Annotated in this window: 31 protein-coding genes and 1 tRNA gene; 19 read left to right on the forward strand and 13 right to left on the reverse strand. The window is 61.7% G+C overall.

Going from position 1 to position 26,702, the window contains the following annotated elements:
• Nucleotides 1–36 precede the first annotated feature (36 nt).
• From ACSQ3S_RS31525 to ACSQ3S_RS31570, 10 genes are all read right to left on the reverse strand, one after another.
• Nucleotides 37–1,104 (reverse strand): tyrosine-type recombinase/integrase, encoded by a 1,068-nt coding sequence (locus ACSQ3S_RS31525; RefSeq protein ID WP_436144847.1) that lies wholly within the window; start codon nt 1,102–1,104, stop codon nt 37–39.
• Entirely contained in the window at nt 1,101–1,889 is a 789-nt protein-coding gene (locus ACSQ3S_RS31530; protein WP_436144848.1) for a hypothetical protein, read from the reverse strand. Before ACSQ3S_RS31530 ends, ACSQ3S_RS31525 begins: the two co-directional genes overlap by 4 nt.
• Entirely contained in the window at nt 1,886–2,644 is a 759-nt protein-coding gene (locus ACSQ3S_RS31535) for an ATP-binding protein (RefSeq protein ID WP_436144849.1), read from the reverse strand. Before ACSQ3S_RS31535 ends, ACSQ3S_RS31530 begins: the two co-directional genes overlap by 4 nt.
• The gene (locus tag ACSQ3S_RS31540) at nt 2,641–3,543 is read right to left on the reverse strand and encodes a hypothetical protein (RefSeq protein WP_436144850.1); all 903 of its coding nucleotides are present in this window, start codon (nt 3,541–3,543) and stop codon (nt 2,641–2,643) included. Before ACSQ3S_RS31540 ends, ACSQ3S_RS31535 begins: the two co-directional genes overlap by 4 nt.
• Nucleotides 3,543–4,790, reverse strand: a complete 1,248-nt coding sequence (locus tag ACSQ3S_RS31545; protein ID WP_436144851.1) for a DNA-methyltransferase — start codon at nt 4,788–4,790, stop codon at nt 3,543–3,545. Before ACSQ3S_RS31545 ends, ACSQ3S_RS31540 begins: the two co-directional genes overlap by 1 nt.
• A 360-nt stretch (nt 4,791–5,150) precedes the next feature.
• Nucleotides 5,151–5,561 (reverse strand): hypothetical protein, encoded by a 411-nt coding sequence (locus ACSQ3S_RS31550; protein WP_436144852.1) that lies wholly within the window; start codon nt 5,559–5,561, stop codon nt 5,151–5,153.
• Between the two features lie 50 nt (nt 5,562–5,611).
• Nucleotides 5,612–5,743: a hypothetical protein gene (locus ACSQ3S_RS31555; RefSeq protein ID WP_436144853.1), complete on the reverse strand. Its 132-nt coding sequence runs from the start codon at nt 5,741–5,743 to the stop codon at nt 5,612–5,614.
• Nucleotides 5,740–5,976 carry a hypothetical protein gene (locus tag ACSQ3S_RS31560; RefSeq protein ID WP_436144854.1) on the reverse strand — a complete coding sequence of 79 codons (237 nt, stop codon included), beginning with the start codon at nt 5,974–5,976 and terminating at the stop codon, nt 5,740–5,742. The genes ACSQ3S_RS31555 and ACSQ3S_RS31560 overlap by 4 nt, the downstream gene beginning before the upstream one ends.
• A 24-nt stretch (nt 5,977–6,000) precedes the next feature.
• Nucleotides 6,001–6,444, reverse strand: coding sequence for a phage regulatory CII family protein (locus ACSQ3S_RS31565; RefSeq protein WP_436144855.1), 444 nt, complete (start codon nt 6,442–6,444; stop codon nt 6,001–6,003).
• 76 nt (nt 6,445–6,520) lie between these two features.
• Nucleotides 6,521–6,730 carry a Cro/CI family transcriptional regulator gene (locus tag ACSQ3S_RS31570; protein WP_436144856.1) on the reverse strand — a complete coding sequence of 70 codons (210 nt, stop codon included), beginning with the start codon at nt 6,728–6,730 and terminating at the stop codon, nt 6,521–6,523.
• Between the two features lie 93 nt (nt 6,731–6,823).
• On the opposite strand from ACSQ3S_RS31570, the gene ACSQ3S_RS31575 reads away from it, so the two are divergent.
• From ACSQ3S_RS31575 to ACSQ3S_RS31645, 15 genes are all read left to right on the forward strand, one after another.
• Nucleotides 6,824–7,354: a hypothetical protein gene (locus tag ACSQ3S_RS31575; protein WP_436144857.1), complete on the forward strand. Its 531-nt coding sequence runs from the start codon at nt 6,824–6,826 to the stop codon at nt 7,352–7,354.
• A 628-nt stretch (nt 7,355–7,982) separates the two neighbouring features.
• Nucleotides 7,983–8,210: a toxin-antitoxin system HicB family antitoxin gene (locus ACSQ3S_RS31580; protein WP_436144858.1), complete on the forward strand. Its 228-nt coding sequence runs from the start codon at nt 7,983–7,985 to the stop codon at nt 8,208–8,210.
• 541 nt (nt 8,211–8,751) lie between these two features.
• Nucleotides 8,752–9,489, forward strand: a complete 738-nt coding sequence (locus ACSQ3S_RS31585) for a hypothetical protein (protein WP_436144859.1) — start codon at nt 8,752–8,754, stop codon at nt 9,487–9,489.
• The gene (locus tag ACSQ3S_RS31590) at nt 9,486–9,617 is read left to right on the forward strand and encodes a hypothetical protein (protein WP_436144860.1); all 132 of its coding nucleotides are present in this window, start codon (nt 9,486–9,488) and stop codon (nt 9,615–9,617) included. Before ACSQ3S_RS31585 ends, ACSQ3S_RS31590 begins: the two co-directional genes overlap by 4 nt.
• Nucleotides 9,614–9,805, forward strand: coding sequence for a hypothetical protein (locus ACSQ3S_RS31595; RefSeq protein ID WP_436144861.1), 192 nt, complete (start codon nt 9,614–9,616; stop codon nt 9,803–9,805). Before ACSQ3S_RS31590 ends, ACSQ3S_RS31595 begins: the two co-directional genes overlap by 4 nt.
• Before the next feature lie 16 nt (nt 9,806–9,821).
• Complete coding sequence (locus ACSQ3S_RS31600) at nt 9,822–10,718, forward strand: recombination-associated protein RdgC (RefSeq protein WP_436144862.1); 897 nt, start codon at nt 9,822–9,824, stop codon at nt 10,716–10,718.
• Entirely contained in the window at nt 10,715–11,410 is a 696-nt protein-coding gene (locus ACSQ3S_RS31605; RefSeq protein ID WP_436144863.1) for a hypothetical protein, read from the forward strand. Before ACSQ3S_RS31600 ends, ACSQ3S_RS31605 begins: the two co-directional genes overlap by 4 nt.
• Nucleotides 11,411–11,488: 78 nt before the next feature.
• Nucleotides 11,489–11,869: a DUF1566 domain-containing protein gene (locus tag ACSQ3S_RS31610; RefSeq protein ID WP_436144864.1), complete on the forward strand. Its 381-nt coding sequence runs from the start codon at nt 11,489–11,491 to the stop codon at nt 11,867–11,869.
• Nucleotides 11,870–11,898: 29 nt separating this feature from the next.
• A complete protein-coding gene (locus tag ACSQ3S_RS31615) occupies nt 11,899–12,270 on the forward strand; it encodes a DUF1566 domain-containing protein (RefSeq protein WP_436144865.1) in 372 nt (123 codons plus the stop codon).
• 13 nt (nt 12,271–12,283) lie between these two features.
• Entirely contained in the window at nt 12,284–12,640 is a 357-nt protein-coding gene (locus ACSQ3S_RS31620; RefSeq protein WP_436144866.1) for a four helix bundle protein, read from the forward strand.
• A 221-nt stretch (nt 12,641–12,861) separates the two neighbouring features.
• Nucleotides 12,862–14,043 (forward strand): RNA-directed DNA polymerase, encoded by a 1,182-nt coding sequence (locus tag ACSQ3S_RS31625; RefSeq protein WP_436144867.1) that lies wholly within the window; start codon nt 12,862–12,864, stop codon nt 14,041–14,043.
• Nucleotides 14,030–14,275, forward strand: a complete 246-nt coding sequence (locus ACSQ3S_RS31630; RefSeq protein WP_436144868.1) for a hypothetical protein — start codon at nt 14,030–14,032, stop codon at nt 14,273–14,275. Before ACSQ3S_RS31625 ends, ACSQ3S_RS31630 begins: the two co-directional genes overlap by 14 nt.
• 32 nt (nt 14,276–14,307) lie before the next feature.
• Nucleotides 14,308–15,087 carry a hypothetical protein gene (locus ACSQ3S_RS31635; protein ID WP_436144869.1) on the forward strand — a complete coding sequence of 260 codons (780 nt, stop codon included), beginning with the start codon at nt 14,308–14,310 and terminating at the stop codon, nt 15,085–15,087.
• Complete coding sequence (locus ACSQ3S_RS31640) at nt 15,084–15,305, forward strand: DUF4224 domain-containing protein (protein ID WP_436144870.1); 222 nt, start codon at nt 15,084–15,086, stop codon at nt 15,303–15,305. The genes ACSQ3S_RS31635 and ACSQ3S_RS31640 overlap by 4 nt, the downstream gene beginning before the upstream one ends.
• 19 nt (nt 15,306–15,324) lie before the next feature.
• Nucleotides 15,325–16,314, forward strand: a complete 990-nt coding sequence (locus ACSQ3S_RS31645) for a tyrosine-type recombinase/integrase (protein WP_436144871.1) — start codon at nt 15,325–15,327, stop codon at nt 16,312–16,314.
• 64 nt (nt 16,315–16,378) lie between these two features.
• Here ACSQ3S_RS31645 and ACSQ3S_RS31650 read toward each other — a convergent pair.
• Nucleotides 16,379–16,452 (reverse strand) — tRNA-Gly (locus ACSQ3S_RS31650).
• A gap of 167 nt (nt 16,453–16,619) precedes the next feature.
• Nucleotides 16,620–17,513, reverse strand: coding sequence for an AraC family transcriptional regulator (locus ACSQ3S_RS31655; protein ID WP_436144872.1), 894 nt, complete (start codon nt 17,511–17,513; stop codon nt 16,620–16,622).
• A gap of 176 nt (nt 17,514–17,689) precedes the next feature.
• Here ACSQ3S_RS31655 and ACSQ3S_RS31660 point away from each other — a divergent pair, with 176 nt between their 5' ends.
• Complete coding sequence (locus tag ACSQ3S_RS31660) at nt 17,690–18,445, forward strand: SDR family NAD(P)-dependent oxidoreductase (RefSeq protein ID WP_436144873.1); 756 nt, start codon at nt 17,690–17,692, stop codon at nt 18,443–18,445.
• A gap of 430 nt (nt 18,446–18,875) precedes the next feature.
• On the opposite strand, the gene ACSQ3S_RS31665 is transcribed toward ACSQ3S_RS31660, so the two are convergent.
• Entirely contained in the window at nt 18,876–21,185 is a 2,310-nt protein-coding gene (locus ACSQ3S_RS31665; protein ID WP_436144874.1) for a nitric-oxide reductase large subunit, read from the reverse strand.
• 193 nt (nt 21,186–21,378) lie between these two features.
• Between ACSQ3S_RS31665 and ACSQ3S_RS31670 the strand changes: the two genes are divergently transcribed.
• From ACSQ3S_RS31670 to ACSQ3S_RS31680, 3 genes are all read left to right on the forward strand, one after another.
• Nucleotides 21,379–22,953 (forward strand): methyl-accepting chemotaxis protein, encoded by a 1,575-nt coding sequence (locus ACSQ3S_RS31670; RefSeq protein ID WP_436144875.1) that lies wholly within the window; start codon nt 21,379–21,381, stop codon nt 22,951–22,953.
• Nucleotides 22,954–23,051: 98 nt separating this feature from the next.
• Nucleotides 23,052–24,815 carry a glycoside hydrolase family 9 protein gene (locus ACSQ3S_RS31675; protein ID WP_436144876.1) on the forward strand — a complete coding sequence of 588 codons (1,764 nt, stop codon included), beginning with the start codon at nt 23,052–23,054 and terminating at the stop codon, nt 24,813–24,815.
• A 191-nt stretch (nt 24,816–25,006) separates the two neighbouring features.
• Complete coding sequence (locus ACSQ3S_RS31680; RefSeq protein WP_436144877.1) at nt 25,007–26,644, forward strand: methyl-accepting chemotaxis protein; 1,638 nt, start codon at nt 25,007–25,009, stop codon at nt 26,642–26,644.
• Nucleotides 26,645–26,702 lie beyond the last annotated feature (58 nt).

The raw sequence follows: 26,702 nt of genomic DNA on the forward strand, positions 1-26,702 counted from the left end.
TGGGTTGTTTCTGATGATCCTCAATAATTTGCACATTCAGGTTCTATAAGGCTCGCTTTCAAGCACCCCGCCACTTTCCCGCCATGTTAAACCGGCTTTTTCAGCGATTTTTGCTTGTGCGGTGGTGATCAGGTCGGTGTTCTTTTCGAGGTAGGCCATGGTGGTGCGCACGTCCTTGTGGCGCAGGTAGGCCTGGATGCTCTGGACCGGCGCGCCCGACTCGCTCATCAGCGTGGCGATGGTGCCGCGCAGGCGGTGTGGCGTGATGCCCTTGGTGGCGCAGATCCCGTTGGCGACGCGGATGGCGGCCCGGGCGAAGCTGCGCGCATACTCGCTGCCGTCCGGCTTGCACACGATCAGCCCATCGGCCCGACGCCGCGGCTTGAGGTAGTCGACCAGCCACGGCATCATCGGCAGCGCGTCGGCCTCCTTGCCCTTGGTCTTGCCGGGGGTGTAGGTGCCGCGCTCCCAGTCGATCCATTCCCAGCGCGCGGTGATCGCCTCGGATTCGCGCAGGCCCAGCCACAGCATCATCCTGACAGCCACGCCGATCGACGGCGACCGCGGCGAGGCGCTGTCGACGGCGGCGAACCAGGTCAGCGCGGCGGACAACGGCAGGATCGCGCGCGGGCGCTTCTGCACCGGCAGCATGGTGACGTCCCACGGCAGGCGCGGCAGGATGCGGCGGCGCACCGCCCAGTTGACCAGCAGCTTGAGGATGCGCATCCAGTGGTTCGCGGTGGCGCGGCCGTGCGTCATCAGGTGGGCGCTGCGCGCGCGCTCGACGACGTCGGTGTCGATCTTGCTGACCGGCAGCGCGCCCATGCCGTACATGTGCAGGCGGCCGAAGATCTCGACGCTGCGCACGTGGTCGGCGCTGGAGTGCGGACCGCGCACCACCATCCAGTCGGCCAGCAGCTCGCTCAGGGTCGGGATCGGCTCGCCGCCGTTGGCTCGGGCGACCGCGTCGGCGTAGGCCTTGTCGGCCACGGCGCGGGCCTTCGCCTCGTTGGTCAGCCGCGTGCTGCGCTGCACGCGGGCGAACGGCTTCACCTGGAACCGGTAGTGCCAGTAGGCGCCGTCCTTAAACAGCTTCGCGCTCAAACCGTCACCGCCAGCATCGCTATCAGCGCCGTCTGCTCGGCCTGCTCCAGCATCGCGATGGTGACGCCATCCCGCTGCAGCTCAAGCACGCCGTCGGACCAGCGCGCGCACCGGAACGCCCTCGGCGCCGGCGCGGCGGCGCTGGGCGGCGCCGGAATCGCCCGGGCAGCCGTCTTGCCGGGCGCGTAGCGCGGCATGACGTCGACATTGGGGCCAATCATCCAGTCGCGGCCGTCGCGGACCAGCCTGCCGTCGGCAATGGCGGCGCGCAAGTACGAGCTGGGCGAAGTGCCACGGCCAAGCGACAAAGCCTCGCGCAGCGCTTCGTTTCCGGCCCGGCCGCCAGCAGCGCGCAGGAAGGCGATCGCCCGCTCCGGGTAGCTGGGCGGAGGGGCGACGATCGGGGCGCGCGGCTGCGGATATTGCAGGCCCTGGCTCAGCTTCTCCCGCTTGCCGCGGCGCTTCGGCGCTGGCGGTACCGCCTCTGGCGATGCTGGCGAAACGGCTTGCGAAAGGTCGCGCAGCGCCGAGTCGAGGCCTGCGCGCGCGGCGATCAGTCCGTAGAAGGGCGAGGCCATGAACTCGGCGGTGAACTCGAAAGCATCCACCGTTCGGCCGTTCGGTGCGGAGATCGGTCGTACCGCGATGTTCCCGGCTGCGATGTCGCCCGAAAGGCGAGGCTTGACCTGGTCGGCGTCGCAATCGATTTCGTCGGCGATCTCCACCGTCCGGATGCCAGGGCGCTGCGCCACCAGCGCGTAAATGCGGTCGATGTCGATGCTCATGCCGTCTTCCTCGCGTCGGCCCAGGTGAACGCGCAAGTGAATGCGTTCTCGTGCAGCCGGCTGTAGACACGCTCGCCGACGTACTTCGCCAGCGAGTCGAATGGCTGGTTGCTGATCACCACGACCGGTTTTGCCTCGTTGTAGCGGCGGTTGATGATCTCGGTCAGCAGCAGGTTCGCGTTTTCAGTCGATCGGATGGCGTCGATTTCGTCGAGGATGAGGACGTCGTATTGCACGAAGCGAAGGATCTCCCCTTCCTCCGTCTTACCCTCTCGTCCGTAGCTGGCTTGGATTTCGCTGATCATGCCGGCGGCGGTGATGTAGCGGACGGAGCGCGATGCGTTGGCGATCAGCGATTGACCAAATTCGCACGCCAAGAGCGTCTTGCCGGTGCCGGTAGTTCCTATCATGATCAGCGCCGCCCACGTTCGCTCCTGCAGGATGAAGTCGCGGAAGATGCGAACCTGGGCCCGGACCTCCTTTTGCGCCGGCGCGGTGGCGATGAAGCGCTGGCCGATGTACTTGAGCGGGATGTGCGCCGCTTGCATCAGCGTAGCATTCCGGTCCGCTAACCACATTGAGCGGGCCTCAGCGGCCATTTCGATCTCCAGGCATGCCGGACAGTGCCAATTGCTCCCGGAGCGCACCAGGACGCTTGCAGGGCCGTGCGTGAGGCATTCGCCGTCGATCTTCACCATACGCATGCCGACAGCGCCGAGAAAAGTCGAAATAGTTTCCATGGATACATCATTCATATTTCAATCTCCTCATCGCCGACTGGGACCACGACACCGTGGCGTTTCATGCTCGCCTCCATCGCCTTGACATCGCCGGAGCGGTCCAGGTGGCCGAAGTTGAACTTTTCGTTTGGCGCCGACTGGGCGCGGGCGCTGGATTGCCGAGCCGCCGGCGGGTTGCGCAGTTTCTGCACGATCGGCACGAGGTAGGCCGGAGGTATCGGCGCATCGCCCTTGTGCTCCCGAGCCAGTGCCACGGCCTCAGCCAGCATCGACAACGGCACGGCATCGCGAACCCATGCGATCAGGTACGGGTTGGTCGACATCACGTTCACACCCAAGCGCCGGAGTTCGACGGTAAGCACGACGGCGGGATCATCGGAGACCGGCGGCGAATTGCGTACCGGGAGCGGAGCAGAGTTCGGGACTTGCAGGTCAGCCAAGGCACCAGCAGCGATCTCGGGAGCATCTTCGGATGGATCGACGACGACGGTTTTGTCGCGAGCCTCCTCTCCTTGATCCCTTCCTTGATCCTCTCCTTGATCCTTGATCCCACCACGAGCATTCGCGAGGATTCGCGAGGATTCGGCGAATGGTGCTATTTTTGACTTGCTCGGCTTATCAATCTTCTGATGAATCAACCAGTTACAGAGTTGCATGTAGCTGTCCTTGCCGTTTTTGTAGCGGACAATGCAGCCCTCGCGTTCAAGTTCCAGCAGCCAATCGTCAATGAGGTCTCCAGCGTCGTTATCGTATGGGAAAAGAAGGCTCGCGAGCATTCGCGAATTTCCGCGAAGCCTCCCTTCATCGTCGGCGAGGGTCCAAAGCATGATGAACGTCAGGCGCGCTTCACGCGAAACATTGCCCATGCTTTCGGACTGCGGGAACTCCGGTTTGATTGAGCGGATACGGGCCATTACGCAGCCTCCTTACCGAGATGCCCAAATAGTTCGGCTTGTGGCTTTGGATTGCCAACAGCAAATGCGGGCTTCAGAATTTTTCGCTTAGTCATAGTGGGCCGCTGTAAATAAGCTTCCGAGATTCGCTTTTCTTGTAATGGCAAATAGGAACAATTGAGTTCGCATCCTATGAACCGGCGGCCGTGCTCGATGGCGACAGCAGCCGTGGTGCCGCTGCCCATGAACGGGTCCAGCACAGCGTCGGGCGCTGCGTCGACGCCGCACGCACAGGTGGGCGCCCACCCGGTCGTGATGGCGCTAGCAGGCGATACCATTGTGCCGCTGGTGCCAGTTCGCGTGCCGCGATCCTTGTTGCGCTCCGTTTTTCGAACCACCATAGCCGTGCGCTCCACCTGACGCTCCCACCGGGCGAAACACAACGGGCAATGGCCCTTGGCACTGGTGCCGGCCAAGATGCACGGATCGACTAGCGCAGATGGGAAAACCGCGAAGTGCGCCCCCTTATATGGTTTGGTAGCGATGGTCCACACGCTACGACGGTTCCGGGTTTCGGTAATCGCGCGAAATGGCTCCCGCCCTGAAGCTTGACCCTTGTCGTTAAACTCGCCGCGCTTTTTGCTTTCGCGCCCGGATCCGGCGTACACTGCCGGCTCCTTGACCGCCTCCGCATCGTAAAAATAACGCGGCGATTTCGACAGCAGGAACACGTATTCGTGCGCTTTCGTGCAACGATCAGTCACCGATTCGGGCATTGGATTTGGCTTGTGCCAAACGATGTCCTGGCGCAGATACCATCCATCGGCGCGCAAGGCGAAGGCGAGCATCCAAGGGATACCGATTAGGTCTTTATGCTTAAGCCCTGGCGGAATGGAACTGGAGCGGCGCGCGTGCGCTTTTCGCACAGCGACATGCGGCGCATCACCTTTATGCCCGGCAGCACCGGCGGGTCCGTTCGGTTTGCTAGCGTAGCTATCGCCGATATTGATCCACAGCGTACCGTCGTCGGTCAGTACGTCGCGCACGCAGCGGAAATCCTCAACTAACGCTGCGATGAATTCTTCCGGCGTTGCTTCGTGCCCGCGCTGGCCGGCGTGCCCATAGTCTCGCAAGCCGTAATACGGCGGCGATGTGACGCAGGTTTGTACCTTGACGCCGGCAGCGGCCATTGCCCGCAGGCTGCCGCGACAATCGCCAAAGTAGATCGATCCTGATACCTTGTCGCCTGAAATGAAATCACGCTTCATGGGCGCACTCCTCTGCATACTCGACCCAGCCAATGACAGGCGTTCCCTTGCGCAGCACCGGCTCGCCCAGATCGTCTACCTTGCCCCCCCCGCACCATGATCTTCGTCATACGCACTTCCGACGGGTTGGTGTCAATCCAGTCCCGGCAAAACTGCGGCGCGTCGAACTCAGGACTGATCTTTTCGACTTTCTCCAGGCTCGCGAACAACTCCGCTGCGCGCAGGTTGCGGCGACGCCCCCATTCAATCGGGGAGAGGAAAACCGCGCCGGTCGCGCTGCCCTCCCATTCGACTACCTCCTTCGAGGCTTTGGCCAAGCACTGCGACTTGCTGATGCCGAATACACAGAAGGCGCCCATATCAGCCACCGACCCGGGAAGCAAAGCGGCCGTCGGCTGCCCCAAACAGGAAGGCCATCAGCGGATCGCGGTTCTGGATGCCCATCTGCTGCGCCTTGACGATCGTCGGCCGCATGTGCTCCGCGCGGGCGGCGAAGTCCTCGGCCCCGAGCGACCAGGTACGGATGGTCGAGCCGTCGCGCGGCGCTCCGTAGCAGACCTCGCCCAGCTCGCGCAGGTCGTTGAGGCGGTTGGTTGCCGACTTCACTGAGACGCCGAGCGCGTCGGCGATCTCCTTGCTGGTGCATGCCTTGCTGTGCGTGAGCATGTGTTCGATGCGGCGCCATTGCGCGTCGGCACGGCGTTGCTTTTCGAGAGCGAATTCAGCGCTGGCCTCGGCCTTGGAAAGCGCGTACTTGGAGTGTGATAACATAGATTCCTCTGTAGTTGTTGTACCTAAGGCCCGCCCCACGCGGGCCTTTCCTATTTCTGACCTGCAGCTTCGCGGGCCAGGCGCTCGTAGTGCTCCCGGGTCATGACGTGACACGGTTCGAACTGCTTCTTTTCCTGCTCAGGCTGAGTAGGAGGATTCGGATTGGTGGTCTGCTGGCTCATGCTGTAGGCACCGCCAAGAAGGACTTCACCTCGGCCAGCGTGACGTCGCACTTTTCCATCATGCGGATGATCAGCGAGGCACCGACGGCAAGGTGGTGGTGGCGGATTTTGCTGATAACTGGCGGCGCCACTTCCAGCAGGCGCGACAGAGCGGCGTCGTTCTTCAGCCGCATTTTTTGCAACAGGTGGTCGATCAGCTGGTTTTGATCCAGCCGAGGAGTGGTGTTCGACATTCGGTTCTCCGTGTGGTGGTTGATCTATTTTTCTGCCATGCCTTCGAGGCGGGCGACCATGTCGGCCAGAGAGCGATTGACGCGATAGACCGCCGCCTTTACCCGCGCGATCTCGTGCTGCTCGACGATTCCGTCGGCCAGCGTGGCGTGCACCTCGGCACCGACCGTGCCGCTGGCGGACCACACCTGCGTGACCAACTCCAGGATGGCGATGTCGGAGGCGGCCGCTTCGGTTTGGACGGGAATGCACACGTGGCCGTGGTTTTGCGCGAGTGCGTGCAGAACCGCATAGTTTCCGCTCAGGGCCATGGCCAGGTCGGCATCGGCCAGCGTCGGCTTGTGGTAGTCGGCGTTCGGGTTGGCCTTATTGCGTAGCACGGCGGCGCCGACGCCCATACGAGCGGCCAGCGCTTCGCACCCGCCTGGGTAGCTGTGCACGGTGGAGTGAAAGGCGTCAATGGCATTCATGCGCTAGTCCGTTCAAAAAACGTAAGATTTATAAAATGTCTATGCGATACTGGAAAACTGAGAGGCGTCAGAGATTTCAGGAAGGGCTGGAGGTGGCGCTTTCGCCGCTCCCCGAGAAGGCTTCAGGGTGGGCAAGGCGCAGGTATTTGACTTGCATCTTAGGCACGCCGTTGACGCGCCATTGGCAAACTGCGCTTTTAGAGATACCGAGAAGGGCACCCGCTTTAGTGGGGCCGCCGAGGTATGCAATCAGCTCGTCTGCGTCGATTTTCTCAGTGCATTCCATGTTCTCGCCTCTCTTAACTATTGATTCGAGTATAGAACACTACACTTCTTAGGGTCAAGCACACTTTACCGGAAAATGTTTAGAGTTCTTAACATGGAAAATTTAATCGAACGAGTGCAGTCGATTCTTGATGAGATCGAGGGCCGAGGTGGCGTCGGCGCTCAGGTCGCGCTGGCGCACGCCGCTGAGGCCTCAAAGAGCGTTGTCAACCAATGGTTGGCTGGGCGGATCAAATCTATGGATATCCGTTATGCCCTGGCCATCGAAAGAAACCTTGGCTACAACCACATATGGTTGATGATTGGTGCGGGAGCGCGCAAAGTTGCGGATACTAGTGATAGAAGCGCAACCGAGAAAGAAAGTCAGATCGCCCCAATAGCGGCGACGACAGAAGTAATGCTGCCCAAGACGGAGAGTCCGGTAAATGCAGGAGTTTTAGCAGGAATAGGCTTCATTACTGAAGAGGAGGCGCGTGTGTTGAATCTGTTTCGTATGGCAACGCAGCGAGGGCAAATTCTAATTGAGGCGGCCGCCAGCGGTGCGCCCAAGAGGAATCTCACGGCCGTGGAGCGTGATCAAGCGAAGTTCGGGCTTTCTGGGGAAGGCGACAGCCACAGCAACTAGCATCGGGATTACATCCTTCTGGTACTCATCGCTCAGCGCACGAAATGCAGCCATAGCTCGGTCGACATTGTTCATTTGTGGCAATTCATATATTAGATAAGAAACAATACGACATATTTGCTTCTTATAAACTAACGAAATGTCACTTTTTTAAATTACTTTTAACGAAAGGTTGATCTGCGAGTTTTTGGCAGATCGAAATATTGATTTTATTACTACTCAGACGCCGGTTTTTTTAACGATTTTTAGGTTGGGCCGCGGCGGGCGTGGATGTTTGCGAGCCAGTTCTTCCATCATGATTGCCGCAGAAGCTACAGACTCGTCATCCATTTGCTCAAGCGCAGCTCGGGCTCTTTCCTCATCCGATTTCCTCGGATCACTACATTCCATGTTTCAACCTCCTTATAGTTATTGGCTTACTTTCCAATATACGCGAATTGTAACGAATTGCTCATTGGTAATTTATATTAACAAGTGGCAAACTCAGCTCATTGTTTATCAGTGGCAATGATATGGTTGAACTCCAACCAAAAAGGTTAAATTCCAGTCTAGTCTTCGCGCAAAAAAATATGACGCCGAACGGGGGCAAAAACAACACTTCTTAAAAAAGTCGCGCAATGATCGCGCGATGAAAATTCCAAAGAAGAAAGTCGAACAGGTAAAGTTGTCCGTTCGAGTATCAGTAGATCTACACGCCGAAATTGCGAGTGCTGCAGAGGCGCAGGCCTGGAGCGTCAACGCGGAGATCAATCATCGCCTGCGAGCTGGTCCAATCCTTTCTCAGCTTCGCATGCTTACCGATGAGGTAGCTCAACTTCGCTCGCAGATCGAGAGCAAAGGCTCTAGTGAGAAATAATTGGTTAGATTTCAATGGTGCAATTTTTATATAATAGAGGCGCGTAACGGCACGCCCTTGCCGAATTCAACGAAGCACAAAAGTGACCATCATAGCCTGTAAGGAATGCAAATTCGAGCATAGCGATACAGCGATTTCGTGCCCTAAATGCGGTGCAAGATTTGCGAAGAAATCGCGGGCTCTTCCGATTATTGCGGGCATCGTGCTTTTTACGATCGCCTATACGGTCACACGAACTGCGACCTATTCCGATGCCGAGAGGGGCAGGGACACCGCTGAGGATGCTATTTCGCGTTGCAGTGAGATTTTGGCTCGTCTGCCAGCGAAATCAAGCGAGCTGGAAATAATGCAAACGAAGTGCGACACATTAAGGAGAAATTACCGGCAGTCATACGGCCGGGAACCTTAACCCGTACAACAAGCCCGCCGAGAGCGGGTTTTTTTACGCCACAACCGCACTTATTTAGTTTAGAACTCTTGACTTTAAAAGGTTTAGTGTTCTACACTTAATCCATCGACTCACAAACCGATGGAGAACGCGATGAAGATAGCAAGCGCAGCAGAAATAGCACCCGACGCATCCAAGGCCGCGCCCGCCGCGCCGGCTATCAGCCACGACAAGCTGCGCGTCAGCGCCAAGCTGGTCGCCCTGGTCACGCCGTTCATGGCGACCAGCGATATCCGTTACTACCTGAACGGGATCAGCATCCGCCCTCACCCGGCAGGCGGCGCCGTCATCTGCGCCACCAACGGCCATGTGCTCGGCGCCGTCCACGACCGCAGCGCCATCTGCGAGCACGACGTCATCCTCACGATCACGCCGGCAACGGTCGCAGCCTTGAAGGCGCGTATCAACAACGGCCGCGAGCTGGTGCTGCGCCACGGTCGCGTCGCTGTGATGGAAGGTCCGACCGAGATCGCGCTTCAGCCTGGCAACCCGGTCGTCGAAGGCATCTTCCCGGCTTACCAGAAAGTGATCCCACCGGCGGAGCGCCTCGTCCCGGGCCTTGCCGGCCACTACAACACCGCTTACATCGCGCTGGTCGACGTCGCCGCCAAGATCGCTTGCCCTAAGGCCGGCCCGTCGCGTTCCGCGACCTTCTTCAGCGTCGACGGCAAGCCCGACACCTCGGCTGTGGCGCGTCTGGCGGCAGAGCCTGACTTCATCGCCGTGCTGATGCCCCAGCGCGCCGCCGACGCTGTCGACGATGCCCTGCCGCTGTGGGTGGCCGCAGCACGGGTCAAACAAGCAGCGCCGGCCACCGCGGCGGACGCATGAAATACCTCATCACCGAGCGCACAGCCGACGGCCTGCGCACCTACTCCGCGATCGGCGACCTCGGCCTGCTGATCGACGCCGCCTACGACGCCGGCGCGCTGGGCATCACCGCCGTGGTGCAACCGTGAAGCGCTGGATCCACCTGGTCGCTTACACGGCGCGCTGCATCCGTGCGCGCCATGCGCACCGTCAAAGCATCGAGCGCGCAAAGCATCTGCGCGCTGAATACACGCTGCTCGGCCACGAGCTGCTGCAGGCCCTCCGCGCTCAGGCTGACGCACAAGTCCGCCTGACCGAAACCATCCGCCAAAAATAACGAAGAAGGAAACGCCATGTGGTTTAAGAACCTCCAGATTTACCGCCTCCCCGTCGCGTGGGGCATGACCGCCGAGCAGCTAATCGCCGCGCTGTCGCCGCACGCCTTCGTGCCGCCGACGGCCAGCGAGCTGCTGCGCCAGGGCTGGGATGCGCCGCGCCCGGCCGGAGAGCTGGTGCACACCGTCAACCGCCAGTTACTGCTGTGCCTGTCGACTGAGAAGAAGCTGCTGCCGGCGACCGTGATCAACCAAGTGGCGAAGGCGCGCGCCGTCGAAATGGAAGATGCGCAGGGCTTCGCGCCCGGCAAGAAGGCCATGAAAGAGCTGAAGGAGCGCGTCGCCGACGAGATGCTGCCGCGCGCCTTCTCGATCGCCAGCAGCACGTTCGTCTGGATCGATCCTGTCAACGGCTGGCTGGTGGTCGACGCGGCCAGCCCGAGCCGCGCAGACGAAGTGATCAAGCTGCTGCTGAAGGCCGTCGACAAGCTGCCGCTGGAGAGCCTGCGCGTGCAGCGCTCGCCGGTTGGCGTCATGACCGAATGGCTGCACGCCGACGAGGCGCCGGCGGGCTTCACCGTCGATATGGATGCGACGCTGCGCGCCACCGGCGAGAGCAAGGCAGCGGTGCGCTACATCAAGCACTCCCTGGACCCGGTCGAGGTGCGGCGCCACATCGACGCTGGCAAGCAGTGCACGCGCCTGGCCATGACGTGGGACAGCAAGATCAGCTTCGTGCTGGACGAGACGCTGGCGATCAAGTCGATCAAGCCGCTCGACGTGCTGCAGGAGAAGGAAAGCAGCACGAAGGACGAAAGCGAGCGCTTCGACGGCGACTTCATGCTGATGACGGGCGAGCTGGCCAAGATGCTGGCCGACCTGGTCGAGGCGCTGGGCGGGGAGGCAAAAGCATGATGGCGCGCCTCTCCAAATTCCTCTGGTCCGCAATAGCGCTCCTGCTGGAGCGGCCGGTGGTGGCCGACTGGCTGATCCGGCGCGCCATGCGCACGCCGTACAGCCCGATCATCAAGAACGGCGAGCTGTACATGGAGCGTTTCTGGCTCTTCAACGCCTATCCGGACACCGGCGAGTCTGGCGCCGACCGCAGTCGCTGGGCCTTCCCGATCTCGATCCGCATACACCACATCTTGCTGCGGGATCAGGATCGCCACCTGCATGATCACCCATGGAACGCCCGCACCATCGTGCTGCGCGGCTGGTATGCCGAGGACAGGCCGTATGCAGGCGAGCCGCTACCACCAGGCTTGCCGGTACCCGAATTCAAGGAGCATCTGCGCCTCGCCGGCCACACCGCTCAGATTGATTTCGGCCAGTACCACCGCATCACGAAACTGCCGCCCGGCGGCGGTGGCGTGTGGACGATGTTCATCACCGGCCGCCATCGGGGCACCTGGGGATTCGACGTCGACGGCGCGAAGGTCCAGTGGCGCAAGTACCTGGGCTTGCCGGAGAAGACAGCGGTCAGCGCCAGCGAGGATCTGCAAGCCACGGTAGCAAAGGACCACAACACCCGCCGCGCCGTGCTGATCGACATTGCCGTGATCTACGGCGCGCTGGTGACCGCAATGATCTGGAACTGGTGGTAGCCCACCACCCGCAGTAGCAGCACCGCCTCACCGCCGCGTGGACGCGCGGCGGCAACCAACTCAAAACGAAAGATAGACATGGATCAGAAACTCAGCACCATCCCGGCGGCCATCGGCGCCGCATTTGAAGGTGGCCTGTATGCAGGCATCGCACGCGGCGTCAACGGCTTGCCCGACACGCACATCGTGCTGTTGCCGGCGGCGGCGGAAGACGTCACCTGGGATCAGGCCAAGGCCTTCGCGGCCGAGGCCGGCGGCGAGCTGCCGACCCGCAGCGAGCAGGCCCTGCTCTATGCCAACCTGAAGGACCAGTTCGAGGAAGACTGGTATTGGTCTGGTGAGCAGCACGCCTCCACCCCTTCCCTCGCGTGGTACCAGTACTTCTACGGTGGCAGCCAGTACTACGGCCGCAAGTCGTACGGAGGCCGGGCGCGCGCTGTCCGCAGATTGCCAATTTAATTATTCATCAATTCGATCTGGAGCATGACATGAGCAAAGCACAATTTTTGGCAGAGAACCTGCGCGAAGGTGAGACCTACGCCGGCCTACTGCTGGGCAAGGACGGCGCGCCGGACATCCACCTGATCCTGCTGGCCGGCGTGGCGATGGACGTCAGCTGGGACGCGGCGAAGAAGTTCGCCGAGGCAGCAGGCGGTGAGCTGCCGACGCGGCGCGAGCAGGCGCTCTTGTTCGCCAACCTGAAGGAAGAATTCGAGCCGCGCTGGTACTGGTCGGATGAGCAGCACGCCTCCGACCCTTCCTACGCGTGGGGCCAGTACTTCTACGATGGCTTCCAGTTCTACGGCCACAGGTCGGACGAAGGCCGGGCGCGCGCTGTCCGCAGATTAATCCTTCAGTAATTCAGTAATTTATATGGCCCTCCACACCGAATTGCCGATCTACAAACTGACCTACGAATTGATGTTGCTCGCGATGGAACTGATCAAGAACATGCGGCGCGACTTCAAGGCGACGGTCGGCCAGAAGATCAACGCCGAGTGCCTTGACCTGTCGTTGTTGGTCTACAAGGCCAACTGCGCCAGGGATAAGGTTCCCTATCTCGACCGGCTGATCGAGAGGGTGCAGGTCGCGGAGCTGCTGTTTCGCCTCTCCGTCGACCTGAACCTGATTTCGATGGGCCAGTACGCGAAGGCGATCGCCATCACCGGCAAGATCGGCAAGCAGGCTGGTGGATGGCGCAAGCAGTCCGCATCGTCGCCCGCTACGTGACCGTCAAGGCAGTCATGTCTGTGCGATTTTTAAATCTGGTCGTGCCGCTGGCTCACAAGGCCACCGCCATGCGCATCACAGGAACCAGCCGGCGGCGTCCGGCAAGGCCTGGCGCAGTTTCCCCGCTGATCGGTAGAGGCCTTCGGCGGGGCGACGTAGATAGCACGAATAAACGCAGCACGCCTCCAACCCTTCCAACGCGTGGAACCAGAACTTCAACGATGGCAACCAGAACTACAACCACAAGTCGAACGAAGGCCGGGCGCGCGCTGTCCGCAGATGAAAGCGATGCGATACCTGCGGATTTCACCCTGCAGGATCTGGTGGTCGCGTATTTCGACTGCCGCCGCAACAAGCGCAATTCCCGGAGCGCCTTGCAGTTCGAGGAGCGCCTGGAGCGCAACCTGATCGACCTGCACGACGAGCTGGCCGACGGCTCGTATCAACCCGGGAAATCCATCTGCTTCGTCGTCACGCGCCCGAAAGCGCGTGAGGTATGGGCGGCCGACTTCAAGGACCGTGTAGTGCACCACCTGCTGTACAACCGCATCTCAGCGCGGTTTTACAGCAGATTCATCGCCGATACCTGCGCCTGCATCCCTGGGCGCGGGACGCTGTACGCGGCGCAGCGCCTGGAGGCGAAGATCCGCAGCGCGAGCCAGAACTGGTCGAAGCCGCTGTGGTACCTGAAATGCGACCTCGCCAACTTCTTCGTCGCGATCGACAAGCGCGTGCTGGACGCCCAGATCGCCGCCAAGGTCACCGAGCCGTGGTGGCTGCGCCTGGCCGGCACGATCCTGCATCACGACCCACGCGAGAATTTCGAGCTGCGCGGCGCGCCGGAACTACTGGCGCGCGTTCCTCCGCACAAGCGCCTCACCAACCAGCCGGCGCACTGTGGATTGCCGATCGGGAATCTGTCGTCGCAGTTCTTCGCGAACATCTACCTCGACGCGCTCGACCAATTCGCCAAGCACCAAGTGCGCGCACGACACTACGTCCGCTACGTCGATGACTTCGTGTTGTTGCACGAATCACCACAGTGGCTGGGCGCCGCGCTGGCGCGCATCGACGCCTTCCTGCCGGAGCGACTACATGCGTGCCTCAACCCCTCCAAAACAATCCTGCAGCCCGTGGCGCGCGGCGTCGACTTCGTCGGTCACGTGATTCGGCCGTGGAACACGCGGACCCGACGCCGCACGGTGAATGAGGCGGTCAGCCGCATTGCCAGCATCGACCCGGACGACGTCCACACCTCGGCCAACAGCTACTTCGGCCTGCTGCGACAGTCGGACAGCAGCCATCACGACCGAGCGCGACTGGCGCGCGCCGTGCTGCAGCGTGGGCACAGCGTCAACAAGGCATTCACCAAAACCTATAGGAGGAGCCATGGGAGCGAATGAACCACACCTGAGCGTATCGCAGCGGGCAACGGCCGAAGCCTTCACGAGGGACCAAATGCTGCTGAGAGCGATCTACAAGGCGCAGAGGGTCATGTACGAGGGGAAGCCTTGCTTCATTCAGCAGATGCAGGCGGGGCTTTCAGGCGGGGACGTTGAGACCACGGTCTTCCTCGCCGGTAGCTCGATACCGGTCCCTGCCAGCGAGATCACGCTGGCCCCAGAAATTAAATAACCAACGCGCCGCGTGCGGTGCTGGAGAACGATATGAGCAAAGAACAATTCACCATGCCGCGCAAGCTGGCGCACGAGTTGCTGGGCGCCCTCTTCAACGGCCCCGACTTGAACCCGAGCGGCTATGAGGCGCTGAAGCAGGACTTCGCGGCGCGGATGCGCGCACCCGCCGCCGACGATCTGGTCGTGGCACAGACCGACTACAACTACGACGCCGGCGCGCTGGCCTCCGAGTGCGAGCCGCAGGACAGCATCATGGACTTGGCGAAAGCCAAGAAGCACATCACGTACTTGCGACGCTCTCTGACGCTTGCAAAGCGTAGTGCCGCAGCAGCAGGCGCAAAGCAACCTTGGACCGGTGAGTTGCCGGCGCCGCCGAAAGAAGCAGGTACCATCAATGGGCTGCGCTACTGGGACATGTACGGCCTTCAAGAGCACGCCCGCGCCGCCCTCGCCCAGCGCGCCATCAGCGTAGAGGCGCAGCCGGTGGCATGGGAAATGATCGAGAGCGCACCGAAGGATGGCCGTACGCTGCTGCTGGGGTATTTCAACAAGCTAGGCAACTGGCGAACGATGCGTGGTCGCTGGTATTCGGCGGCGGCGATAGCTGATGACTGGGAAGACCCTGACGACGCCGAGGAAGGTTGGTACGAGACTGCCGTCGAGCCAGATATTCCGAATTGCTGGGCTACCACCCCGACACACTGGCAACCATTGCCGGCCAAACCCGCAGTTGGCGACGACGCGAGTCCGCAAGCTGCCGCTATCGATGCCGCCATGGCCGCGCAGCAGCGCGAGAAAGGCGAGACGTGAGCACCTTTCTAACGCTCGACGAGGTGGCCACTCTTACCGGCCGACGAGTGAAATCTAAGCAGGTTGAGCAACTGCGTACAATGGGCATCGCCTTTTGGGTGAACGCGATCGGCCGGCCGGTGGTGACCGTCGCGGCCGTCGAAGGTCGCAAGGAAGCACCGCCGCAGAAAACATGGGTACAGCCGAGAGTGAGTCATGGGTCGAAAGCCAACCGTTAATTTGAATCTCCCGCCACACATGCGCAAGCGCGTGTTTGGTGGGAGGACGTACTACTACCTTCGCAGCACCGTCGACGGCAAGCGCAAGGAGATCCCGCTGGGACAGGACTTCATACTGGCGCTTCGCCAATATGCCGACCTGAATGTCATCGACGCGCCACATCGTGGCGCCACCTTCTCCGACGTCCAGAAAAAGTATGTGACCGACGCAGTGCCCAAGCTGGCCAGCAGCACGGCGCGCATGTATGCGTCGGACATCAAGCACCTGATGACGTCGTTCAAGGATGCGCCGCTGGATCAAATCAAGCCGATGAACATCAGGATGTTCCTCGATGACCACGCCGACAAGCCGACCACCGCCAACAGGTGTAAACGCCTTTTCTCAACCATGTGGAACCAGGCGCGGGGCTGGGGCTACACCGACCTTCCAAACCCGTGCGAGGGCATCAGAGGGCACGCGCTGGCCAAGCGCACCGTCTACATCACCGACGCGATGTACGCGGCCGTGTACGCGCAGGCCAGCGCGCCGCTGCGCGACGCAATGGATCTGGCCTACCTTACCGGCCAGCGGCCCGCCGACACGCTGCGCATGACCGAGCACGACATCATCGACGGGCATCTTATCGTGACTCAGGCGAAGACCCAGCAGCCTCTACGCATCATCTTGGCCGGGAAGCTGGCCGAGCTGGTCGAACGCATTCGCGCGCGGAAGGCGACGCACAGGATCGTAACCGGCGCGCTGCTGACGAACGCGAACGGGAAGCGGCTGACGGCGCCGGTGCTGCGCAACCACTTCGACGCGGCCCGCAAGGCAGCCGCAAAGGCGGCGCCGGCCATAAAGGATGCGATCGAAGGCTTCCACTTCTACGACCTCCGTGCGAAGGCCGCAGACGACACGAGCGACCTGCGCGGCGACCAGGCGGCCAGCGATCTTCTGGGCCACGACAGCGTCAAGACGACGCAGCGCCACTACCTGCGCCGAGGCAAGATCGTCGATTCAACAAAATGATTTTGGGGAGGAAATCCATATTTGGGGAGGAAAACAAAGGCTAGATTTACGGCCTTTTCTACTATGGAGCGGGTGAAGGGAATCGAACCCTCGTCGTAAGCTTGGGAAGCTTCTGCTCTACCATTGAGCTACACCCGCGTGCCACGCATTCTACGCGGGTTTGTACGCGATTGACAACGTCGCGGCACGGCCGCTGTGATCGAAAGTGTGATGGCCGACTTCGCCGAGGTGTGATGGCCGTCATAACGGGCCAGCCTACGCCGAGCGGCGCTCGATGCCAGCCAGCAAACGAACAGTGAGGATAGTCAAGCTGCCGAACGGGTTGCTGTCTTGGCCATGCGGATATCGCGACCTGGCGGCTGACCGAATACGCGGCCATACTCGCGCGTGAATTGCTGAACGCTTTCATAGCCCACAGCGAATGCTGCCGTCGCGATAGTTGCACCATCCGCCAGCATGGTTCGTCTCGCTTCAATGAGCCGCAACTGCTTCTGGAACTGAAGCGGTGACAGCGATGTCACCGAACGAAAATGTACATGGAAGGCAGACATGCTCATGCCGGCTGCATCAGCAAGTTGCTCCGTGCGCAGCGATGTCCTGAAATTGGAACGTATCATCTCCACTGCACGCGCGATACGTCCCGCGTGGCTATCGTTCACGCCCAGGGCACGGATCGCTCCTCCATGCTGCCCGCACAGCAGCCAGTAGTGTAATTCGCGTAGGTGTTGATCGCGCAGGATAGGCAGCGCTGCCGGACGATCCAGCAAACACAACAATCGACGCGCCGCGTCGCTTACTTCTACCTCGGTCGGCTCGACGCGGATCGGCATTGCGGCCAGGAAGGGCGCGGAACCAATGTCGTCCACCAAGGTGCTAATCACCCTGGGGTTGAGTTCCACTACGATGGAGTAATACGGTTTGTCGAGAGAGGCGCTGGTAATTTGACTGACCGTGGGGACATCTGCCGTGATTAACAGGGATTCGGCCGCACCGAAATCAAAGGTACGCGTCCCCATGCTGACGCGTTTACTACCCTGAAGAACCAGCGCGACCAATGGCTTCGATATCGCATATTGCAGCGACGTGACGGCGGTTTCACGGAGGATGACCAGTCCTGGAACGGGGGTTCGGGCAACCCCGCTGGCATCCACGTGGGTGTCCGCATAACGACTCGCAACTTCCAATAGTGCCGTGTCCATTCTTGCAGCTTAGCGGCGGCGGCGTGGTTTGGCAATAGCGCCGGGCGAATATGCCAACGCCTTCCAATCCGAAAATCGGACTAATGGGCAAAAAATGCAGCCAATCACGCAACCTGCTTTCGGCCTGCGACTCCATGATGTGCATCTCTTGATACTCAATCTGAAGGGATCTACCGATGTCCACTATTTCACTCGTAACCGGTGCCAGCCGCGGCCTCGGCCGCAATACCGCCCTCAGTATCGCCTGCCGGGGCGGTGACCTGATCGTCACTTATCGTACGGGCGCGAGCGAAGCGGCAGCTGTCGTCGCCGAAATCGAAGCACTGAGCCGCAAGGCGGTCGCTATTCAACTGGATGTGACCGATATTGCGTCGTTCGCGCAATTTTCCGAACAGGTTCGCGCGGCACTGACGTCGGTCTGGGGCCGAAGCAATTTCGATCATCTTGTCAACAATGCGGGGCAAGGCGACATGGCAAGTATCGCCGACACCACGGAAGCTCAGTTCGACGCGCTGTTCGACACACACGTGAAGGGTGTTTTCTTCCTGACCCAGGCGTTGGTCCCGCTGCTCACGGATGGCGGACGCGTCGTCAATTTCTCATCGGGTTTGACCCGTGTGTCATTCGCGGGCTTTTCTGCTTACGCTGCGGCGAAGGGCGCCGTCGAGATTCTGACCTTGTACATGGCCAAGGAATTCGCCCGTCGCGGCATCACGGCGAACAGCGTCGCGCCAGGCGCGATCGAGACCGACTTCCTCGGTGGCGCGGTACGCGATATGCCCGACCTCAACAAGCAATTTGCGGGTATGACCGCGCTCGGCCGCGTCGGCGTGCCCGACGATATCGGCCCGATGGTCGCAAGCTTGCTCGGTCCGGACAACCGCTGGGTCACCGGCCAGCGCATCGAAGTATCGGGCGGCCAAACCATCTAACGGTTCGGAAATAGCGACGATTGCTGCCGCAAATGCGGCAGCATCGCATGTACGCATCCGAAAATGATTATCCAAGCCCCCGCAGGCACCGTCGCTTCGGTCGCGTGTCAGCGCATCGCCGCTGCACTGATCGGCCTTGGGCTCTCGCATACGAGCAGTTGCCTGCGCGCCGTTCGGCCAGCATCCCACCATATTGTCAGCTTTTTCGTCTAGATATGGGATCGAAAATGTGATGGCTGATAACTTGTTGAATAAGGTGGGATTTTGGTGATCGCATATTCATGCGTCTGAAACCCACATGAACAGTGGGTTTTAACAAGGCGGCGGGGCTTGGGAAGCTTCTGTTCTACCATTGAGCCACACCCGCGTGCCACGCATTCCAGGCGGCTTTGCATGCAATTGACAACGCTGCGAGCGCTGATTTCAGCCATCAACGCCGCACGGCATGCTCCCTCTCCGCGGCGTGCATGCCCAGGTAGCCTTTGATCGACGCGATCACCAGCGGTAACGCGCCAAACAGGATGAACACCAGATCGCCGGGCAGGCGCAGCCATTCGATCAGGCGCGACCGCTCGCTGCCGATGTAGTCATGGCTGCGAGCATGCCAGTATCCGTGCTGCAGCACATCCCAGACCTGCAGCACGCCGCTGGGGAACAAGCTCATGACCACCATCAGCGCCAGGCCGACGTTAGTGCCCCAGAAGGCGATCCTGACGTATTTCTCGATGCCGGCCCAGCGCGTGTCGTCACTGGTCTGGCGCAGCACGAACACCATCAGCGCGATCGCCAGCATGCCGAAGACGCCCATCATCGCGGCGTGACCGTGGTTCGGCGTCAACTGGGTGCCGACCTCGTAATAGCTGACGATCGGCAGGTTGATCAGAAAACCGAAAATACCGGCGCCCAGGAAATTCCAGAAACCCACCGCCATCAGGAAATAGAATGTCCACTTGTGCGGTATGGCGATCGCCTTGCCGCACACGTCGCAGTCGCCGCGCGTCGTGCGCACGAAGTCCCAGGCATCGAGGGTCAGCAGGGTCAGGGGCACCACCTCGAGCACCGAGAACAGCGCCGACAGCGCCATATTGACGTTGGTTTGTCCGCTGAAATACCAATGGTGGCCGGTGCCCATCAGTCCGCCGAGGAAATACAGGATCGCGTCGAGATAGATGACCCGCAGCGCGACATTGCGGCGTGTCAGGCCGAGTTGATAGAAGGTCAGCGCCACGACCGTCGTGGCGAAGAACTCAAAAAAGCCCTCCACCCACAAATGGATGATCCAGAAACGCCAGGTATCGACCACGGTAAAGTTGGTCTTGGCGCCGAAAAACAACGCCGGAACATAAAAGACCGGAATGGCCAGCGCGGCGATCAGGAACATCCGGACGATGGGTCCGACCGCCGGCCGGGCCAGCGCGCGCGGCCGCACCAGTGTCCACAGCAAGCCAAACCAGCCGAACAAGCCGGCGACCAGCAGGTACTGCCAAAAGCGGCCGAGCTCCAGGTATTCCCAGCCCTGGTTGCCAAACCAAAACCACCAGCGGCCGAGCAGTTGTGAAATGCCCAGCCACTCGCCGAGCAGGCTGCCGCCGATCACCAATGCAAAGGCGGCGAACAGCGCGTGTATGCAGCCGGCCAACCAGCGCGGCTCATCGGCGCGCAGCGACCGGCCGAGGAACAAGGCTGCCGCCACATAGGCGGTGGCAATCCAGAAGATCGCCATCTGCAAATGCCAGGTGCGCACCAGGTTGCTCGGAAATATGCGCTCCAGCTGAAAACCGTAGAAGCTGCCGGGATCCGCGCGGTAATGCGCCACGGCGCCTCCCACCAGCGACTGCGCCAGGAACAACAGCGCGACGACAACAAAGAATTTCACCAGCGCGTTTTGACCCCGGCTCGATTGGCCCGCCACCAGTTGCGGATGCACATGATGGCCGCGCGTGATCCAGCCGAGGTAGTCGAACTTCCCGAACGCCAGCAACACGGTCGCGATCCCCGCGAGGAAAACCATCAGGCTTAAGGCGCTCCACAACAACGCACTGGACGTGGGCAAATTGCCGACACCGGGATCATAGGGAAAATTGTTGGTATAGGAATAGTCTTTGCCGGGACGCTCGGCCACCGAGGCCCAGGCCGTCCACATGACGAAGGCTGTGAATTGGCGCAGCTCGGCAGGATCGGTGATGAGATTGGCCTTGAGTCCGCCGTTGCGCGACGGCTCGCGGAAATACGCGGTCCAGAAGTCCACCTGTTCACGATAGGTTGCAGCCTGCGGATCGGTAAAATGCAGCGTCGCGGTGGCCGCGTCATAGCGATTGGTTTTGAGCGACACGGTGGCTTCGCCCTGCACCGCGGCTTGCTGCGAACGCGGCAACGCGGCGAAAAATTGCCGATAGCGTTGTTGCGCGATGGCCTCCACAGTTTGCTCGCCCATGCGATGCAGCGCCGCGGCCGAATAATCCGGCCCGAGATAGGCGCCATGGCCCCAGATGCTGCCATTGGCCATCAAGCCATACTTGAGAAATACCGCCTGTCCGCTGCTGATATCGTCACCGCTGAACACGGCGACGCCGCGCGCGTCCACCACCTGCGTCGGGACAGGCGGGGCATTCTGGTAAGACAGCGTCGTGACCGTGATCAGCCCGGCAAAGCCCAGCACCATGACGATCAGTATCGTGCGTATCCACCAGGGCGAAAGCGGGCCGTCATCTTCGCTCACCGGTTGTGCCGCGTCGCTCATATTTACGCCCTGTCATTTCTTGCGTTGCGCTTCAAATGAGCATGAGGTTCCCCGCTTGGGCCGGATATATCTGTGCGGAAGCACACTTACCCGCGTTGCATCCATGCAAAAATAATACTAACCAGAAATTAGTTGCCACTTAAGTCTGTTAGTATGCTGACCACCTTAGTCAACCCCATGCACAGGATCGTCCATGCGCAGCACATCTCACGCGACCGGCCAGGAAACCATTCTTGAAGACGGCAAGCCCATCGTCACCACCAGTGACCTCCAGGGCCGCCTGACCTACGCCAACTCCACCTTCATCGACGCCGGCGGCTACGCCGACGAGGAGCTGCGCGGGCAGTTGCAAAAATCGCTGTACCACTCCGACATGCCGCCCGAGGTGGACGCCGACATGTGGCGCACCGTGCTGTCGGGCGAGCCGTGGCGCGGCCTGGTCAAGTACGCCCGCAAGGACGGCGGCTACTTCTGGTGCATCGCGAACGCCACGCCGGTGATTGAAAAGGGCAAGACCACCGGCATCATGTCGGTGTGCACCAAGCCCAAGCGCGAACAGATCCAGGAAGCCGAGCAGCTTTACCGCAGCGTCAAGGGCGGCAATCCGGACGGCATCCGCATCGTGCGCGGCGCCGCCGCAGCGCGCGGCTGGCGCAGGCTGGCCAACGCGCTGCGCGACATCACGCTGGCGCAGCGCCTGGCCGCATGCTTCGGCGGCATGGCGCTGCTGGCGCTGTCCATGGCCGCGCACGCGCTGCTGCCCTATTCCGACACGGCCATGCATGCGCAGGCGGTGCTGATGGTGGCGCTGGCCCTGTACAGCTGGCGCAACCTGCACCTTGCCGTGGTCGCTCCGATCCAGGCCAGCATCAACGCCGCCCGCATCCTGGCCGGCGGCGACCTGACCACGCGCATGGCGGTCGACCGCCACGACGAGCTGGGCCAGCTGCAAGCGTTCGTGCGCCAGCTGAACCTGAACCTGGCGTCCATCCTGGTCGACATCCGCAGCAATTTCACGCTGACCCGCAGCACCACCACGCTGGTGCGCGCGGCCAACGTCGACCTGTCGGCGCGCACCGAGGCGCAGGCGTCCAACCTGGAGCAGACCTCGGCGCACATGGGCCAGATCACCGGCATGGTCAGCCAGACCGCCGACAACGTCAACACCGCCAGCGGCGTGGCAAGCGGGGCAACCGCGCTGGCCGAACGCACCGGCGTCGCGGTGGCGCAGGTGGTGGCGGCCATGAACGACATCAGCAGCTCCTCGCGCCGGATCGTCGACATCATCAGCCTGATCGACGGCATCGCCTTCCAGACCAATATCCTGGCGCTCAACGCGGCCGTCGAAGCGGCGCGCGCCGGCGAACAGGGGCGCGGCTTCGCCGTGGTGGCCACCGAAGTGCGCAACCTGGCTCAGCGCAGCGCGGCGGCGGCCAAGGAGATCAAGGCCTTGATCGACGTCTCGGCCGGCAAGATCGAGATCGGCGCCGGCGTCGCCGGCACCGCCGGCCAGGACATGGATGCGGTGATCGCGGCCATCGGCCGGGTCGCCTCCATCATGGGCGACATCAGCGGCTCGACGCGCGAGCAGAGCAGCGGCGTCAACCAGGTCCAGGACGCCATCATGCAGCTGGACGAGGTGACCCGCCAGAACGCGCAGATGGTCGATGAGGCATCGGCCGCCACCGGCGTGCTCGACGTGCAGGCGCAGGCGGTGGCCAAGGCGCTGGAAGTGTTCAAGCTGCCGCCGCAAACCCGCCGAGCCTGAGGCTGTCAGCGGAAAGTATTTGACTTTTCGCATGGCCTGGCCGAAGGTGTCGAGAAAACGTTTTCAAACACCCTTTTCTCGACATGCGAAGGAATATAGTGAGACTTCCCCTCTTTCAACGCGCGCTGGGCTTGTCCATCGCCGCACTGGCTGCGCCGCTGGCATGCGCTGCGCCTGCCGACGTACAAATCAAACTGAACCAGCTCGGTTTCCTGCCCGCTTCGTACAAGCTGGCCGTCGTGCCGAACGTGGCGGCTCAAAAGTTCGCCATCGTCGAGGCGGGCAGCGGTGCCGAAGTGATGGCCGGGGAGCTGGGACCGGCCGCGCTGTGGGCGCCATCCGGCGAGACCGTCAGGCAGGCCGACTTCTCCGGCCTGGTTCAGCCGGGGCGCTATCAGTTGCGGGTCGCCGGCCTGCCGGATTCGGCGCCGTTCACGGTGGCGGCGGATGCCTACCAGGCGCTCAACGCCGCGGCGATCAAATACTACTATCTCAACCGCGCCGGCACCGCCCTGCCTGAACGGCACGCCGGCGTCTTTGCCCGGGCCGCCGGGCATCCCGATACCCAGGTTCTCGTTCACGATTCCGCCGCGTCGGCCGCCCGTCCCGCGGGCACGGTCATTTCCAGTCCCAAGGGCTGGTACGACGCTGGCGACTACAACAAATACATCGTCAACTCCGGCATCACCACCTACACGCTGCTGGCCGCCTATGAAGACTTTCCCGAGTTCTTCAAGGCACAGCAGCTGAACATCCCGGAAAGCGGCAACGGCATTCCCGACCTGCTCAATGAGGTGCTGTGGAACCTGGAATGGATGCTGTCGATGCAGGATCCCAACGACGGCGGCGTGTATCACAAGCTGACCAACAAGGCCTTCGACGGCATCGCGGTCATGCCGGACCAGGCCACGCAGGCGCGCTACGTGGTGCAAAAGACCACCGCCGCCACGCTTGATTTCGCCGCCGTCATGGCCACCGCCAGCCGGGTGCTCGCTCCGTACGACAAGCAGCTGCACGGCATGCCGGCGCGGATGCTGGCGGCCTCGCAGGCGGCATGGCAGTGGGCGCAGGCCCATCCCAAGGCGCTGTACCAACAGCCCAAGGATATCGCCACCGGCGAATATCCCGACCAGGATGTGAGCGACGAATTCGCCTGGGCCGCGGCCGAGTTGTATATCGCCACCCGCAACGACGACTACTACAAGGCGATGCAGGCGACGAAGCTGGAAGCGACCGTGCCGTCGTGGGGCGACGTACACGGCCTGGCCTGGATGTCGCTGGCGCGGCACCGCAAGCAACTGAGCGCGGCGGCCGACCAGGCCCTGATCGCCGGCCGGATCGATGCGCTCGCCGGCAAGCTGCTGGCGGCGTGGAAGGGATCGGCCTACGGCGTCGCCATGCAAACCGGCGACTTCGTCTGGGGCAGCAACGCCGTGGCGCTGAACCAGGCGATGATGCTGTTGCAGGGCTACCAGCTGAACGGCAGGCGCGAGTACCTGCAGGCGGCCCAGTCCAGCCTGGACTATGTGTTGGGGCGCAATCCCATCGACACTTCCTTCGTCACCGGTTACGGCATCAAGTCGCCACTGCATCCGCACCATCGTCCCTCCGAAGCGGACGGCATTGCGGCGCCGGTGCCCGGCATGATAGTCGGCGGCCCCCAGCCCGGCCAGCAAGACAAGAAGGACTGCCGGCAGCCCTATCCTTCGGCGATGCCGGCCAAGGCCTGGCTGGACAATGTGTGCTCCTACGCCAGCAATGAAATCGCCATCAACTGGAACGCGCCGCTGGTCTACGTGTCGGCCGCGATCCAGCAGCTGACGACACCAGCCGCCGGCGCATACAAGAAACAACAACCGTGATTATTCGTTAGAATTCCCCTTGCTGTTGGGCAATTACCGTCCTACACTTGTCTCATCGTCTCAGTGGCCCCCGCTCCCCGGGGGCACTGACCGTCTCTTCCGGCCCGATCCCCGCTGGACCCCAATGATTCCAGCAATGATGTAGCAAATATTGGCAATTTCATTGGCAATCTATATCACGGGTAAAAAAAATGAACGCAATAAAAAACCTCAAGATCGGCATCCGGTTGAGCGTCGGCTTTGCCGTCATCATCGCGCTGATGACCGCGTTGGCCGCGATCGGCATCAGCCGCATCCGGGCAATCGACACGAACACCGACATCATCGTCCATGACCGCTATGCCAAGGTCGCGCTCGCGCATACTATCGAAAACGAAGTCAATCGCCAGGCCCGCGCGCTGCGTACCGCGCTGATCGCCAACGACGACCAGGTCTCCGCCCGCGAACTGGTCAAGATCAGCGACTCGGCACCGATCATCGCGGGGGCGCTCGACAAGCTCCAGGTCATCATCCATACGGAAAAGGGCAAGGCGGCGCTGCAGGCGCTGATGGCGGCGCGCGCCACGTTCACGGAACGCGAACACCATCTGATCGGCTTGATCAAGGGGAAACAGGCTGACGCCGGCCGCGACTATCTGATCAAGGAAGTCCTTCCACCGCAGACGGTCTACCTGACTGCGATCGAAGCGTTCGCCGACACCCAGGTCAAGGGCATGGAACAGTTCGCGGCAGAGGCCAGCGATATGGCCGACAACGCCAACATGCTGATGATCGTGCTGGCCGTGGTGGCGGCGCTGCTGGCCGCCGCCATCGGCTACCTGCTGACGCGTTCCATCGTCCTCCCCTTGCGCCGCGCGGTGCAGGTAGCGCAAACCGTCGCCGCCGGCGACCTGAGCACCCACTTCGACGCCTGCGCCACGGACGAAACCGGCCAGTTGCTTACTGCCTTGAAGGAAATGAACGAGAGCCTGAAAAACATCGTCGGCCAGGTACGCTCCGGCACCGAGACCATCGCCACCGCGTCGACCCAGATCGCCACCGGCAACCACGACCTGTCGGCGCGCACCGAACAGCAAGCCAGTTCGCTGGAGGAAACCGCCTCGTCGATGGAGGAAATCACCGCCACCGTCCGCGAAAACGGCAACAACGCACGCCATGCCAACAAGCTGGCCGTCTCCGCGTCGGACGTGGCGGTCAAGGGCGGCGCGGTCGTAGCCCAGGTGATCGACACCATGGGCTCGATCAACGAATCGGCCAGGAAGATCGTCGACATCATCGGCGTGATCGACGGCATCGCCTTCCAGACCAACATCCTGGCCCTGAACGCCGCCGTCGAAGCGGCGCGGGCTGGCGAGCAGGGCCGCGGCTTTGCCGTGGTGGCATCTGAAGTGCGCAACCTGGCGCAGCGCTCGGCCACGGCAGCCAAGGAAATCAAGACGCTGATCGGCGCCTCGGTCGAGAAGGTGGAGCTGGGCAGCCAGTTGGTGAACCAGGCCGGCAGCACGATGGACGAGATCGTCGCCAGCGTCAAGCGCGTGACCGACATCATGGCCGAGATCGCCTCCGCCACGCAGGAGCAAGACTCCGGCATCGAGCAGATCAATCAGGCCATCAGCGAAATGGACACCGTGACCCAGCAAAACGCGGCCCTGGTGGAAGAAGCGGCGGCCGCCGCCGAATCGCTGCAGGACCAGGCGGGCTCGCTGGCACAACTGGTCAGCGTGTTCAAGCTCGCCGGCGATACGCAGCAAGCGCCGCGCGCGGCCAGCCAGGCAACCGGCCGGCCGGCCAAGCGCGCGTCCAAGGTAGCGCGTCTGGCGATGGCCTGACGTATTGTTTCGTCCCGGCAGGCGGCAAATCATTTATATTCTTGGTTTGCCTGACATG

Origin of the sequence: Duganella sp. LjRoot269 (assembly GCF_964254095.1) — a bacterium.
Classification (GTDB): Bacteria; Pseudomonadota; Gammaproteobacteria; order Burkholderiales; family Burkholderiaceae_D; genus Rugamonas; species Rugamonas hordei.

What these genes read in the sequence shown, in the direction of transcription:
- ACSQ3S_RS31530 (WP_436144848.1), bottom strand. Translation starts at nt 1,889, where the DNA reads ATGAGCATCGACATCGACCGCATTTACGCGCTGGTGGCGCAGCGCCCT.
- ACSQ3S_RS31535 (WP_436144849.1), bottom strand. Translation starts at nt 2,644, where the DNA reads ATGAATGATGTATCCATGGAAACTATTTCGACTTTTCTCGGCGCTGTC.
- ACSQ3S_RS31540 (WP_436144850.1), bottom strand. Translation starts at nt 3,543, where the DNA reads ATGGCCCGTATCCGCTCAATCAAACCGGAGTTCCCGCAGTCCGAAAGC.
- ACSQ3S_RS31545 (WP_436144851.1), bottom strand. Translation starts at nt 4,790, where the DNA reads ATGAAGCGTGATTTCATTTCAGGCGACAAGGTATCAGGATCGATCTAC.
- ACSQ3S_RS31550 (WP_436144852.1), bottom strand. Translation starts at nt 5,561, where the DNA reads ATGTTATCACACTCCAAGTACGCGCTTTCCAAGGCCGAGGCCAGCGCT.
- ACSQ3S_RS31555 (WP_436144853.1), bottom strand. Translation starts at nt 5,743, where the DNA reads ATGAGCCAGCAGACCACCAATCCGAATCCTCCTACTCAGCCTGAGCAG.
- ACSQ3S_RS31560 (WP_436144854.1), bottom strand. Translation starts at nt 5,976, where the DNA reads ATGTCGAACACCACTCCTCGGCTGGATCAAAACCAGCTGATCGACCAC.
- ACSQ3S_RS31565 (WP_436144855.1), bottom strand. Translation starts at nt 6,444, where the DNA reads ATGAATGCCATTGACGCCTTTCACTCCACCGTGCACAGCTACCCAGGC.
- ACSQ3S_RS31570 (WP_436144856.1), bottom strand. Translation starts at nt 6,730, where the DNA reads ATGGAATGCACTGAGAAAATCGACGCAGACGAGCTGATTGCATACCTC.
- ACSQ3S_RS31575 (WP_436144857.1), top strand. Translation starts at nt 6,824, where the DNA reads ATGGAAAATTTAATCGAACGAGTGCAGTCGATTCTTGATGAGATCGAG.
- ACSQ3S_RS31580 (WP_436144858.1), top strand. Translation starts at nt 7,983, where the DNA reads ATGAAAATTCCAAAGAAGAAAGTCGAACAGGTAAAGTTGTCCGTTCGA.
- ACSQ3S_RS31585 (WP_436144859.1), top strand. Translation starts at nt 8,752, where the DNA reads ATGAAGATAGCAAGCGCAGCAGAAATAGCACCCGACGCATCCAAGGCC.
- ACSQ3S_RS31590 (WP_436144860.1), top strand. Translation starts at nt 9,486, where the DNA reads ATGAAATACCTCATCACCGAGCGCACAGCCGACGGCCTGCGCACCTAC.
- ACSQ3S_RS31600 (WP_436144862.1), top strand. Translation starts at nt 9,822, where the DNA reads ATGTGGTTTAAGAACCTCCAGATTTACCGCCTCCCCGTCGCGTGGGGC.
- ACSQ3S_RS31605 (WP_436144863.1), top strand. Translation starts at nt 10,715, where the DNA reads ATGATGGCGCGCCTCTCCAAATTCCTCTGGTCCGCAATAGCGCTCCTG.
- ACSQ3S_RS31610 (WP_436144864.1), top strand. Translation starts at nt 11,489, where the DNA reads ATGGATCAGAAACTCAGCACCATCCCGGCGGCCATCGGCGCCGCATTT.
- ACSQ3S_RS31615 (WP_436144865.1), top strand. Translation starts at nt 11,899, where the DNA reads ATGAGCAAAGCACAATTTTTGGCAGAGAACCTGCGCGAAGGTGAGACC.
- ACSQ3S_RS31620 (WP_436144866.1), top strand. Translation starts at nt 12,284, where the DNA reads ATGGCCCTCCACACCGAATTGCCGATCTACAAACTGACCTACGAATTG.
- ACSQ3S_RS31625 (WP_436144867.1), top strand. Translation starts at nt 12,862, where the DNA reads ATGGCAACCAGAACTACAACCACAAGTCGAACGAAGGCCGGGCGCGCG.
- ACSQ3S_RS31630 (WP_436144868.1), top strand. Translation starts at nt 14,030, where the DNA reads ATGGGAGCGAATGAACCACACCTGAGCGTATCGCAGCGGGCAACGGCC.
- ACSQ3S_RS31635 (WP_436144869.1), top strand. Translation starts at nt 14,308, where the DNA reads ATGAGCAAAGAACAATTCACCATGCCGCGCAAGCTGGCGCACGAGTTG.
- ACSQ3S_RS31645 (WP_436144871.1), top strand. Translation starts at nt 15,325, where the DNA reads ATGCGCAAGCGCGTGTTTGGTGGGAGGACGTACTACTACCTTCGCAGC.
- ACSQ3S_RS31655 (WP_436144872.1), bottom strand. Translation starts at nt 17,513, where the DNA reads ATGGACACGGCACTATTGGAAGTTGCGAGTCGTTATGCGGACACCCAC.
- ACSQ3S_RS31660 (WP_436144873.1), top strand. Translation starts at nt 17,690, where the DNA reads ATGTCCACTATTTCACTCGTAACCGGTGCCAGCCGCGGCCTCGGCCGC.
- ACSQ3S_RS31665 (WP_436144874.1), bottom strand. Translation starts at nt 21,185, where the DNA reads ATGAGCGACGCGGCACAACCGGTGAGCGAAGATGACGGCCCGCTTTCG.
- ACSQ3S_RS31670 (WP_436144875.1), top strand. Translation starts at nt 21,379, where the DNA reads ATGCGCAGCACATCTCACGCGACCGGCCAGGAAACCATTCTTGAAGAC.
- ACSQ3S_RS31680 (WP_436144877.1), top strand. Translation starts at nt 25,007, where the DNA reads ATGAACGCAATAAAAAACCTCAAGATCGGCATCCGGTTGAGCGTCGGC.